This window comes from Gordonia araii NBRC 100433 (assembly GCF_000241265.1).
Lineage (GTDB): Bacteria > Actinomycetota > Actinomycetes > Mycobacteriales > Mycobacteriaceae > Gordonia > Gordonia araii.
The window spans coordinates 1-12,110 of record NZ_BAEE01000006.1 but is presented as its reverse complement, the minus strand read 5'-3'; the positions used below and the strand labels follow the sequence as shown (position 1 = coordinate 12,110).

General features: G+C 65.4%; 12 protein-coding genes. 4 read left to right on the top strand and 8 right to left on the bottom strand.

Annotated elements, in window-relative coordinates:
- Positions 1-53: 53 nt before the first annotated feature.
- Entirely contained in the window at positions 54-881 is an 828-nt protein-coding gene (locus tag GOARA_RS00605) for an adenylate/guanylate cyclase domain-containing protein (RefSeq protein WP_007320332.1), read from the top strand.
- Here the strand turns inward: GOARA_RS00605 and GOARA_RS20795 are convergent.
- From GOARA_RS20795 to GOARA_RS00585, 5 genes are all read right to left on the bottom strand, one after another.
- Positions 811-1,044, bottom strand: a complete 234-nt coding sequence (locus GOARA_RS20795) for a DUF4246 domain-containing protein (protein WP_373277713.1) — start codon at positions 1,042-1,044, stop codon at positions 811-813. The two genes, GOARA_RS00605 and GOARA_RS20795, sit on opposite strands and share 71 nt — an antisense overlap.
- A 133-nt stretch (positions 1,045-1,177) precedes the next feature.
- Entirely contained in the window at positions 1,178-1,801 is a 624-nt protein-coding gene (locus tag GOARA_RS18715; RefSeq protein ID WP_050947108.1) for a hypothetical protein, read from the bottom strand.
- A gap of 68 nt (positions 1,802-1,869) precedes the next feature.
- Positions 1,870-2,532 carry a hypothetical protein gene (locus tag GOARA_RS19595; RefSeq protein ID WP_007320330.1) on the bottom strand — a complete coding sequence of 221 codons (663 nt, stop codon included), beginning with the start codon at positions 2,530-2,532 and terminating at the stop codon, positions 1,870-1,872.
- 28 nt (positions 2,533-2,560) lie between these two features.
- On the bottom strand, positions 2,561-3,853 hold the full coding sequence (locus tag GOARA_RS00590; RefSeq protein ID WP_007320329.1) for a hypothetical protein: 1,293 nt from the start codon (positions 3,851-3,853) through the stop codon (positions 2,561-2,563).
- A gap of 140 nt (positions 3,854-3,993) precedes the next feature.
- Positions 3,994-5,874: a DUF2075 domain-containing protein gene (locus tag GOARA_RS00585; protein ID WP_040521319.1), complete on the bottom strand. Its 1,881-nt coding sequence runs from the start codon at positions 5,872-5,874 to the stop codon at positions 3,994-3,996.
- A 236-nt stretch (positions 5,875-6,110) separates the two neighbouring features.
- Here GOARA_RS00585 and GOARA_RS00580 point away from each other — a divergent pair, with 236 nt between their 5' ends.
- Positions 6,111-6,875: a hypothetical protein gene (locus GOARA_RS00580; RefSeq protein WP_007320327.1), complete on the top strand. Its 765-nt coding sequence runs from the start codon at positions 6,111-6,113 to the stop codon at positions 6,873-6,875.
- 32 nt (positions 6,876-6,907) lie between these two features.
- Here GOARA_RS00580 and GOARA_RS00575 read toward each other — a convergent pair whose 3' ends face one another.
- Both GOARA_RS00575 and GOARA_RS00570 read right to left on the bottom strand, forming a co-directional pair.
- A complete protein-coding gene (locus GOARA_RS00575; RefSeq protein ID WP_040521318.1) occupies positions 6,908-7,918 on the bottom strand; it encodes a hypothetical protein in 1,011 nt (336 codons plus the stop codon).
- A 14-nt stretch (positions 7,919-7,932) separates the two neighbouring features.
- Positions 7,933-8,463: an ImmA/IrrE family metallo-endopeptidase gene (locus tag GOARA_RS00570; RefSeq protein ID WP_007320325.1), complete on the bottom strand. Its 531-nt coding sequence runs from the start codon at positions 8,461-8,463 to the stop codon at positions 7,933-7,935.
- A gap of 237 nt (positions 8,464-8,700) precedes the next feature.
- Here GOARA_RS00570 and GOARA_RS00565 point away from each other — a divergent pair, with 237 nt between their 5' ends.
- Positions 8,701-10,251, top strand: coding sequence for a DUF222 domain-containing protein (locus GOARA_RS00565; RefSeq protein WP_007320324.1), 1,551 nt, complete (start codon positions 8,701-8,703; stop codon positions 10,249-10,251).
- A 23-nt stretch (positions 10,252-10,274) separates the two neighbouring features.
- Here GOARA_RS00565 and GOARA_RS00560 read toward each other — a convergent pair whose 3' ends face one another.
- The gene (locus GOARA_RS00560; RefSeq protein WP_007320323.1) at positions 10,275-11,510 is read right to left on the bottom strand and encodes a helix-turn-helix domain-containing protein; all 1,236 of its coding nucleotides are present in this window, start codon (positions 11,508-11,510) and stop codon (positions 10,275-10,277) included.
- A gap of 171 nt (positions 11,511-11,681) precedes the next feature.
- Between GOARA_RS00560 and GOARA_RS00555 the strand changes: the two genes are divergently transcribed.
- The coding region (locus GOARA_RS00555) for a Cif family virulence factor (protein WP_007320322.1) at positions 11,682-12,110 on the top strand (429 nt) is incomplete at its 3' end.

The following is a 12,110-nucleotide window of genomic DNA, read 5'->3' as shown; positions in this document are numbered from 1 at the left end:
TGCCCAACCCCGCTCCTGCCTGAAAGGCCGTCGGGCACGGTACGTTTGCTCCGATGACCACACTTGAGATCTCCCTGGCCGTGGTCGCGACGGTGCTCGTCGCACTGTCGACGATCACCTCCGTCCTGTGGCTGGTCGCACGCCGCCGGGCCAAGTCGCTCCAGCGCAGGCTCGACCAGCTGAACCAGCCGCCGCGCCGGCGTCGGCTCCGAGTGCCGACACCGACGGAGCTGGCACGCGGCGCGGTCGGGACGGCGATCAAAGTGGCGGATCAGGGATTAGGCCGAGTGGTCCGCAGTTCCGTCGACGAACTCGCCGGGTGGGCCAACGTCCAGCGCCCCGACCTCGTGCGCATCGCCGACGCCGACGGGCTGGTGACCATCCTGTTCTCCGACATCGAGGACTCGACGACGCTGAACCATCGCCTCGGCGACAACGCCTGGGTACAACTGCTCGGCAAGCACGACCGCATCATCAACCGGGCAGTCGAAGACCATGGCGGCCTCGTCGTCAAGACTCAGGGCGACGGCTTCATGGTGGCGTTTCGCTCGCCCGCCGATGCAGTCGGTGCGGCCGTCGACGTACAGCGGGCAATATCGGGAGTCCGGCGCGGTTCCCGGCTGGATCCGGTGCGAGTGCGCATCGGCATTCACCGCGGTCCCGCCGTGCACCGCGACAACGACCTGTTCGGCCAGAACGTCGCGATGGCCGCACGCGTGGCCGGGCAGGCCGAGGGCGAGGAGATTCTCGTCAGCGATGCCGTGCTCGACGAACTCGGCGACTCCTACCGAGTGCCGGAAACCCGCGAAGTCACATTGAAGGGCATCCCCGGAACCCACGCCGTACACGCCGTCGACTGGGCGGAGGATTCGGATCGGTGAGCGCGGCGACGATCTCGGCGTCGCGCATCTTCGCCAGCCACTCCGGCTTCTCGCGGAGTTCGGCGCTGTACCGGATCATTTTCAGCTCATGCAGCGTTCGAGACTCGGCGCCCGGCGACGCGTAGGCGGCTTGGTGGAGGACATCGCGAAAGCAGGTACACAAGTGATCGTAAGCGAGTGATCGCCACCGTTTCGACCGAGTCGAATGCCGTGCTGGTCGCCTCGTAGTTGTCGAGAGCCTTGAGTCTTACGCCACGAGGTCGAGTAGATGGACATCAGCAGGAGACGAGTCAGCCCTATCGTGGCGTAGCGTCCAGGTCCCATTTCATCGTCACGGTGTAGCGATCATCCCCCGGCCTCGGCGACTCGTCGCTAGGCGCTTCGGCGGAAACTGTGCACTGGTTCATCCCAGTCACGACTGATTGGACGTTCGGAGCTAGCTTCTTCTCCCAGACGTGATTTCGAAGCATGAATACGTGTGCTTGGAACTCTTCTACGAAGTCCTGGCTAGCTCCGGCATCGATACCGACTCCGACGCGCAGTTCGGTCGGAACACCATCCCGCAGGACGATCTCGGTGCACACTTCTTCGAACTCATCGTCGCGGCGATGTGCGACGTGACCGTGCCGCCAGTCCATGATTCTCTCGTGTGTCGCTATCTGCCCGGGGGTGAGCGTCTCGGTCACGAAAGTCTGAAAACCCACCTTGCGTCCGCGCTCACTTTGAGTGGCGCGACCGTACGCGATGACTGCAGACTCCCACAACGCCCTGCGCTGGAAGATCGTTGCAGGGATGGGCTCCATCTGGGCGCGCTCATAGAGAGCAATATCCGCGTGCTGCAGGTCTGCCCAGAGCGATGCCCAACGTTCTAATTGGGTCACGGCGGTACCAGTAAGGATCAAGCTCGCCTCACTTCTCACGATGACGACAGTGCCAGCTCGGCGGCATGCCGGAACGTCTCCACGACGTGCTCACGATCGTCCGTCCATCAGAGCGATTGACCTTCGGATACACAAGTGGACTCGGATGCGCATTCTCCTTGGTTCCCTTTGAATCTCGGCGACGGTGAGTCGCGCCGTGAGCGGCCTTGATGTGGCAGACCGACCGTCGCCCGCGCCCGAGTCTCGAAGGTCGCATCCCGGATCGACTGCGCGTACATCTCGTCGGCTACCCCCTGCGAACGGCTGTCGAGGTCCCCAATGGCCTCGACCCCTTCCAGCCACCGGTCCCGGTCGGTCTGACGCTGAATACCAAGGACCAGCTCGCGGTGACAATCGAGAGCTTCGAGCCGAGCGAGCAAGGCGTCAATCCGGTCGTCCAATGCGCGCGCCTTCTCGATGTAGGTGCCGACCACATCGAGATCGCGAGCCGAGGCGCCCACTGGTGGCGGCCCCAAAAGTCGGTCGTACTCGGCGAGCGCCTTGGCCGCGTCGACGAGATAGGTCACCTCGCCGACAAGATCCATCGTCGCGAGGAGTTCTCCGAGAACGGGTTCCTGTGCTACCGGAACCCGGTGCAAACGATCAGCGAGGCGTGCAGCAGCGAAGGCGATGCGGCCGCCTTGCTTGCGCGACATGATCTTCAGCGCCTGCCTCTCGTCTTCGCGAGTACCGCGATGATGCCGAGGAGGGTCATGCGAGGAGTAGACCATGGCCCTCTGACAGCGCTGTGGACGTGGACTACGCGGTGACCCGAGCGGGAAACACAACAATCGACCCATCGGCCGACTTTGCGATCTCGATCTCAACGTCCTTGGCTACGGCGCTCGAAGGGACGAGCGCAGGCAGTTCACGCAGTCGGCTGGAAGTGTCGAGAAGCTTGTCGACCTCGTCCGCGCCGATCCTGAAGTCCATCAGCCCGTGAGATCGGTCCAGTCGCATCGCGGCGAGGCCGGTCAGGAACTCGATGTAGTCTCGCTCAAGCTGATCGACCGCCTTCTGGTCGTGGTCGAGTGCCTCTGTGAACTTCTTGAACGGGTTGGCCTCGTCGAGCTGGATGTGCTCAACAGCTTGCAACACGAGGACGCGCTTCTTGAGCGAGATCGCAAGACGTGCAAGCTCGAGGTGCGCGTAGAACTCGCTCTCCGGATCGTCGATCCCCGGGATTGCCTCACGCAGCTTGTTCAGCTCGACCTTGCCGTCGTTCGGGAGTGTCGCAGTACCGCGCTTCCACACCTTGAGTCGGCGCTCAGCCGCGTGCAGGCCCTTGTCGATGACGTGCACCGAAGTGTCCAGGCCCAGCGAGTGCCCAACGCGGCCACCGTCGAGCAGCAGTGCCGTCGCCTTTTCGATTGCCGGTCGGCATGCGCTGAGTTCGTCGCGCTCCTTGTCAAGGTTGCCCTGGTCGAGCTTCTCCAGCAGTTCGGTGAGCTTCTCGATCGCTTGTTGGCGCTTCTGTTCAGCGTGCGCGCTGACTCCGACGACTAGCGCCATGAGCACGAGCGGCGCAGCAACCGTGACGGCGCCGCCGGCCGCAGCTGCCGTAGCAGCGGAACCGCCGACGGCCCCGGTCGCAGCGGCCTTGCCGGCGACCGGAACGAAAGACGCCTGCGCAGCGATTCCCGACGACCGCACAAGAGCACCGTGAACGCCACCCGATGCGGCCTTCATCGGGGTCACGAGTCCGCGGCCCACTTCCGCGGCGACCTTGGCCGGCACAACCATGCGGTACAAGGTTTCCGACGACGAGGAGAGGCCCGCTGCCGGCGTTCGGGAGATCAGATCGGCGAGTTCCTTCGCGAGCGGCGTTGCACTACCGAGCGGAATGCCGCGGGACTTGTCGAGCGCCGACGGGATCGGGTGCGCCTCAAGCGTCACGATGGGAGATGACGCAAAGGCGGCCAGAGCGGAGCGAAGGTCGTCCAGGCGGTTCGGCTCGACTTCTTGCCCCTCCGAGATCAGGTCCGGCACTGTTGTCTCGGTGGTGGCCAGCGTCCAAAACGGGACCAACTTGTTGTTCGTGGGATCAGGCACTCGCACCCCTAAAGTCGTGAGGCCGATCGCCTCGGGATCTGACCGATCGTAGCGCTAGGCGCGGACGCGCGAACGCCGCACAGCGGAAGCCAGTCGGGCCGTGTTCGTTCTTCGGTGTCTATTCAGTTGTCGGGTCACCGCTAGTCGGACCGACGGTGTACCAATCGGTGCAATGCGTCCCGCGTCTCGGCATCGGTGGCGTAGATGACCGTCCCCACCATCCCGCGCGTCAACAACACTTTGTAGACATGCCGGACGAGCCGGTCGAAACGCGGATCGGACACTTTCGCAGGATTCTTGAAATCCGGATCCTTGTTCGCGCTGCGAACCGTCGTAAACCCGCCACCGCGCCAGACCAAGTCAGGTCCGATGATCACGCCGTTCCAGTCGTACTCGAAGCCTTGTGCGGTGTAGATGCACCCCACCTGATCGAAGCCGCCGTCGTCCGTTGCCCACAGCGCCGACGGGGGCGCGTCACCCACACGGCGGTCACCTTTGACGTTCCATGGTCTGGCCCAGTCGCCAATCGCGACGTCGTCGACGAGCAGGCCGTCCTTCGACGCGTCCGACCATGGCCAGCAGTAGCCGGCCGTCATCCGAGCCGAGTAGCCGTCGTCCCGCTTCTTCTCGAGTCGACGCTCCAATTCCCATGGGCTGTCGACGATCTCGACGCTGAATGCGGGGTCTGGAATCCACGGCACCGGCGAACTCGACTCATCGAGCCCTAATAGCCGCTGCACCCACAACAGGTACTCCTCGCTACCGCCGCAACGGAACTGGGCATCGATCGGTACGTGGATAACCTCCAGCCCTCGCGCCTTCGACATGGTGGTGATCTGCTCGAGGGAACCCATTTCACCGGGGCGCACGACCTGATGCTCATCGAGCAGGAACACCGGGACACGTGCCGCGTCTATCAGCTCGTCAATCTGCGGGCGATCGGTGCGTAGTTCGGCGCGCGTATAGCGGTCGACTGAGGTCTCCCGAATGCGGTGGGCTTCGTCCATGATCAAGACATCGAGGCCGTTGACTTCGGCAGTCATGAACTGATTGAAGTACTTGAAGAGCTTTTGGACCCGAGGTGCACGGTGGCCGGCGACTTTGCGAAGCGTTTGGGTGAAGGACCGCGAACCCGTGGCGTGAAGCACGGCGCGCCCCTCTCGCGCCATCTCGCCGAGCAACTCGAGCGCGATGACGCTCTTACCGCTACCTGGGCCACCCGATACGACGACCACGCGCTTCGAATTGGCCCGCCGCGCCTGCTCAACCTGATGGAGCACCAAGTCGACGGCCAACCGTTGATTCCCCAGCAAATGAAACTGCGCGCGGTGCTTCACCTCGTCAGCGGCGACCTTGAGTAACTGTCTCGATGGCGCGATGCGTGACTTCAACAGCAAGTCGGCCGATGTCCGCCCGCCTGTCGATGACAGTCGGGCACGCAGAAACTCCTGAAACCGGCCTTGTTCGGCGGCGGTGAAAAGTTGGCCGGTCGTCGTGATCGGCACCGCACGCAGATCAGCGATGGCGGCCGGATCGGTGGCGTTGTGTAGATAGGCGACGCCTGCGAGGGCGTCCGGCTGGTCCTCGAGGACGCGCGCAAAATCAGTCAGGTAGTCGCAGTAGCCACGGACTTGGAGAATCGGGTTCAGTTTCGGCGCGCCGGGCATCCCGGGGACGTCGACGATCGCCGGGTCGCCCTCGAATGCACGAGCCGCGGTCCATTGCTTGAGTTCGACGACGACGTACGACGGTGCCCCCGTGCGCGGGTTGGTACCGGCGAGAATGACATCGGCGCGCTGCGACGTGAGTGGGAGCCGGTATTCGATCAGCATCTCGACGTCGTCAAGACCAGCGGCGCGAAGCTCCGCGGCAAGAGCCGGCAGACTGCGTGCCCAGGACACCTGCTCCGATTTGCTCGCTCGACGACCAGTAGTGAAGAGCATTTGCTCCAGCAGCTTTTCCACCAACGACTCTGGTTGATCCAGACGCGGATCGGCGGCAGTGGTGCGAAGCAACGTCAAGACGAGTCCCCAGGGCAGCACGAAACGATTCGTGCGGGTGGGGACATGTCATGGCGCTAGACACCGGAAGTCCGTCGGGCCGCAGGGACAGACTAGCCGACCGGTGGCCAGCCTGAGTCTCGCCAACAAGCAGGGCCCGAGGTGCGCCACAGGAGACTCGCCAAGGGCGATCGTCGCGGCGGCGATCACGAACTATGGACGGAGCGTCGGCCCCTGATATGGAAGGCTTCCCAGTCATGGGACACGGACTGTTCGGCACGGTAGGTCTTCCGCTCTCGAACCAGGCCGACGTCAGCACCTTCATCGACAAGCACAACGATCACATCGAGTGGCATGCGGCACTGCACGACGAGTGGGTCGACGGGCAGTGGGTAGACCCGTCGGGAGTCATGCTCGCGGCGAGCAGGCACACGGACGGCACCGTCCTTGCCGTGCCAGGATTCCTGGGCACACCGCGTACCTCGGCCGCTCGCTTCAGCGGCGTCGAGGACGACAACGCCGTCGTCGCGGAAATCGTCGATGTCGACGGCCGGCCGGCCGAGCGCTTCTGCGCCGACAGCGCACAGTTCCGCGACCTCCACATTCTCGATGCCGACACCCCGACGCCCGTCGTCATCACCGGACTGGTTCGGCACGTCAACGTCTACGCCGATGCTGAGGCATTCAACGCCTCACCCGACGGCGAAACGATCCACGAGAAGCACGTCGCCCTGCCCGGCTACTACCCGATCGGCATGATGCTGGGCGGCTCGATCAACCCGACGACGATGATCAACGCCGTCGTCGATGAATCGCGAACCGTGACCGTCGAGGCAATAGGCGAACGGGTGGTCGTCGCGACCGTTGAGCCGGTGCGCGGGTTCGGCATGTCGCTGTGCTGGCCGACTGACCTCGCGCCACAGCCCGAGGTCGGCAATGTCATCCACGTGATCGCGCATCTGACCGTCTTCATCCCGGAGATCTGGCGGCAGATCGTCGAACGGCCTACCCACTCGCAGTGATGGAGCCGCCGCCCCACTACCGCCGGCTGTGATCAGCTGATGTCGAGGTCCTCGAAATCGTCTTCGTCGCCCAGTTCGGCCTCGATCTCCTCTTTCTTCTCCGAATCATCGTCGAGCGAGTTGAGCCGCGCCCGTTCATCCAGGCAGTCCTGGCTCGCCGAAATGACGCCCTCGTCGTCGACGGTGAAGCTGGCCCCAACCCAATCCGGAGAGTGACGATAGGCATCGACGACGGCCAATACGTCTTCGGCACTGACCGCCGGATACTCACCATCCACGAGGTGGACCGCGTCGATCGTCTCCACGAGAATCTTGCTCGCCGGCGTGGGGTCCGACGTGGCTCGGTACAGCGCGAACACCGGATAGCCCTGCCCGTTCCACACGCCCTTCAGCAGGTGGGTGCCCATGAAATGCAGGCTGGCGACCGCTTCCCTCGTCTGGGAGTGCTCGGCGAGCAGGGAGGCGACCTCGGCGGTCAGGACGAAATAGCGGCGCTCGGCGAGCGTCAGAACCCGAAACCCGGTGTCGATGCTCGGGCCGACGAAATCCAGCAAGCACTCACTCTCCGATGCCGGACGGTTGAGATCGTCTTCATTGAGCTTCTCCGGATCGATCGACGACGCCGCGAGCGAGCGCACAACCTGCGGTATCGCGACCCGACGGTCCGGGTACGGAACGGTGGCGAGAAAGGCGCCACCCTTCAACGTCATAGACGTCTTGCCCAGCAAATGCTCGACCTCGAACTGAGTCATCGCGCGCAGCCACGCACTCACCGCGTCGCCGCACTCCGACGCCGACTCGATGCGGTACGAGAAGATCAACTCGTCCCCGACCGCCTTCCACAGCGACAATCGGCTGGCCAGGTCCGGATAGTCGGCGCCGACGATCTCGCCGAGCACACGCGGGAATTGACGGTAGAACGCCAGAAAGGGAGCGAGCCAGTCGTCGTCGGCCAGCTGCCGCGACGACACGCTCTGCTTGAACCGCGTCGAATTCTGAAGATCGCACGACAAGAACAACACCGATCCGTCAGCGTTGGTCACCGGCGAATCCACCGCTACTCGAGCAGACCGAGGTAGCTCGCCCGCACCTTCGCCGCTGGTACCGACACCTCGAATATCTTCGCAACCTCGCGCATATCGCCGTCCGCGTCCTCGAAGGCCGCGCGAAACTGCTCCGCCGGCATAAGCAGATTCGACGCGAACACGTTGGCCTGGGTCTCGGCTACGTTGCTGCCCGTTCGGTTCGCGCGCTTGATCACGGGTCCGCGCCGGCGATCGTCAGGAGCACGGAAATGGAGGAAGTAGTGACCCAGCTCGTGGGCAATCGTAAACCGGTCGCGCAGCTTCGACGTGTGCCGGGGAATGTGGACCGTGAAGTCGTGAACGTCTCGGATCGTCAGCGACTCCTGACCGTTGTCGATCTGGATCTCGCCCCCGAGTTGCTGAAGCAACGCCCGCACGTCGACGTGACCGTTCTCGGCAACCACGCCATTGCGTTCGGCGATCTTCTCCGCGTAGCCGGCGATCGCGCGATAGGTCAACCGTGATCGGGTCGTCTCGTCAGCCGTCTCGACGTGTGCCGTCATCGCGCACCTCCTCGCCTGCCGCCGGTCGGTATGGCCCGAAGTCTACTCAGCGCGCCGACAATTCGGCGGAGCCACAGATCTTGACGACCCGTTGCGCTTGTCAGAGGTCGGGCGTAACGTGAACATCAGTTCGAATAACTAGTTGTTATTGCAGGTTGAGGGGGTGAACCGGTGACCTGGTCAGCGATATCTGAGGCAGCATGCGGCGCGCAGTCGGCACCTGAGACGAGCGCCGACATGGAGTTCGAGTTGCCGGACGCACCCCTCGAGTTGCTGCGGCTGGCTGATGCGGCGCTGGCCAAGGCGGCCTCGTCGCCATTGGCGGCGGCGACCGCAGACGAGTTACTGGAGACGGCCCGGAGCAGCGAGCGGTTGCGTCGACGCCAGGTCGGGTTCGACGCACAGCTACTCGTCGAGATCAACGATCGCGGCGCCCACGAACGCGAAGGCTTCATGCGCGTGATGACGTGGTTGGCGCAAGGCTTACGGCTGGGCCACTCGGAGGCCAAGCGCCGGTACGGACAGGCGCAGAAGATCGGCCGGCTTACCGGGATGACCGGTCAGACCATGCCGCCAGCACTGCCCGCGACCGCCGGCGCGGTCGCCGCCGGTGATATCGGGCATCAGCACGTTGCGGTGATCATGGGCGTGATGCGCGGGTTACCGCATTCGCTGCCCACGGACGTGCGCGAGACCGCGGAGGCCGATCTGGCGGGAATGGCCGCGACGTTGGCGCCCACCGAGTTGAAGCGGGCCGGGCAGCGGCTCATCGAGTTACTCGATCCCGACGGCCGGCTGTCCGACGAGGTCGACAGGCAGCGCAACCGCTCGTTGTGGCTGGGACATCAGGATCGGCGAACGATGACCGAGGTAGCCGGAAGACTGACACCCGTGGTGCGGGCGAAGCTCGAGCTGCTGCTGGCCAACTGGGCCGCGCCCGGCATGAACAATCCGGATGATCCCGCCGCCGAGCGGCTGGTCGGATCGGTGGAAGATCTGCCCGATAGCGAGGCGGCGCGTGAGCGACTTGCGCAGGCCCGCCGCCGGGATCACCGCAGTGTCGGACAACGCAACCACGATGCACTGGAAACCCTGCTCGACTACGTGATCGGCCACGGCGGACTGGGCAAACCCAAGCGCATTCCCGGACAGCTGGTGATCACCGCGAGCCTGGCCGAGATCAAAGCCCGCTGCGGCAATGCGTTGACATCCACCGGGTCGCTGGTGCCGATCGGCGACCTGGTTGACCTGGCAGCGCACCTCGACCCGTCACTGGTGGTGTTCCAGAACCATTCCCGCGAGATCCTGTACCTGGGACGGACGAAACGATCGGCCACCTTCGCCCAGCGGCTGGCACTGTTCGCTCGCGATCGTGGCTGCACCGCCCCCGACTGTGACAGCGAGTTCCACCGGAGCGAAGCACATCACCTGCCCGACTGGGCCAAGGGCGGTGCCACCGACATCGACAAGCTCACCGCCAGCGACGGACGCCACAACCGGGCGGTCGGCGAACGGGCCGGTCAGTGGGAAACCATCTACCAGCGCAGCGGCCCGCGCGCCGGACGTGTCGCCTGGCGGCTGCGCTGCCGCGACGGGGAACTCGGACAGCCCCGCATCAACCAGACACACCACCCCGACGACCTCGCAAGAGACGCCGCGTCCGTCAAACAACTCCAGCAACATCGGCAACAGGGAACCAACACCGACCCACCGAGTGCGCCCCAAACCGACGACCAATCCGCCGTCGAAGCGAGACTGTGCAGCCGATTGGGCTACACGATCCTCTAACCCACTCATGCGACACGGCCGGACTAGCTGCTGCGATCCGACCGTTCCCCGTCGACCACGACCTGCACTCCGTCAGCGAACCGGTACGGTTCGGCGGCCAACAGACCACCGAACCGCTTGCGCAGCCGGGAAATCTCGGCGCGCACGGTGACGGTCCGCTCGGCGTCGCCGAAGAGTGCGACGGCGATGTCGGCGGCGGTGAGTCCGGCGGGCCGCGCGGCCAGCAGCCGAAGAATCTGCGCGTGCCGCGGCGACGGCCGGTGCACCCAGGCACCGTCGGCACCGGAGACGCGCACCGATTGGTCGACGGCATCCGGCGATGGCAGGTGGATTCCAACCGCACGCTCGGCAGTGCCGGCGTCGCGGACCCGCACGAGCCAGCCGCCGGGCATCGGGGTGAGGTCGCAATCGCCCAACCCGTGCAAGTGAACACGACCGGGCGCGCACGAGGCAGGCAGCAGCATCCGGTCCCGCGGAGCGACGCCGTCGACGGCAGCCACCCAGCCGTATCCGTCGACGGCCAGCGCCGGCCCGTCGGCGCGGGCGAGGATCGGCGCGGCCACGGTGCGCAGGGCGTCGAGCCGGGCGCGATGCTGGTCGCGCAACTGAGCCTCGGCCAGCTTGGCGACGGTGTCCACCAGGGCGAGCGTGGTCGGATGGATCGTCGCCGCGGGACCGCTCACGTCGACGACCCCGAGTACCGAACCCGAGCGCGGGTCGCGGATCGGCGCACCGGCACACGTCCACGTGTGATGGCTGCGCACGAAATGCTCGGCGGAGAAGACCTGCACGGCACGGCCGGAGGCCAGCGCGGTGCCGATCGCGTTGGTGCCGACCGCGGACTCGGCCCACGACGCGCCCTCCGTGAAACCCAGCCGATCGGCCCGGTCGAGCACGCGGGGACGGCCGTTGCGCCACAGCACCTGCCCGTCGGCGTCGGCGACGACCAGCACGTTGTCACCGTCGGCGATCAACGTGTCCAGATGGTGCATGACGGGTTCGAGTACCTCGCCCAGCCGGGATTCGCTGCGCCGCGTCTGCAGTTGCTCGACACCCAGGGTCGGCTCCGTGCCGCCGCTCTCCGGATCCACCCCGGCCCGCTTGACGCGTTTCCACGAATCGCTGATCACCTCGCGTGGACGCGCCGGCGGTCGCGACCCCGACATCTCCGCGTCGTAGACGGCGTGCAGCACCGCGGCGAAGGCACGGGGATCGTCCCCGGCGGCCATCGCCGGCTCCGGTGCGGAATTCACCGTCAACGCATCCCTCCGATCCTGTGGCGGGCGTCACATCGAGCGTGCTGCCGTCGCCGATGCAAGTCAAGCCGCAACCTCCCCGACGGGGCTGCAACCCCCTGCAACCCTTGCCGCGGCACGACCCTCAGGAATGTGCTGTGGGTCACACACATAAGCCCGACGACGGAGACCGCCATGACACAGACCCTCGAACCCCGCACCGCCACCCGCACGCCCGCGCAGCGCATCGATGACTGGCTGGCCCGCTTCGACGAGGCGTTGTCCGCCGGTGATGCCACCGCGGCAGCGGATCTGTTCGCCGTCGACGGCTTCTGGCGCGACCTGGTCGCGTTCACCTGGAACCTCAAGACCCTCGAGGGCCGCGAGCAGATCACCGACATGCTCGCCGCCCGCCTGGCCGACACCTCCCCGTCGGGGTGGGCCGCCTCCGAACCGGCAACCGAAACCGCCGACGGTATTGCCGAGGCCTTCGTGGAATTCGAGACCGCCGCCGGTCGCGGCAACGCCCACCTGCGTTTGCGACCCGACGACGACGGTCAGGACCAGGCCTGGACATTGCTCACCGCGCTGCAGGAACTCACCGGCCACGAGGAGCCGCAGGGG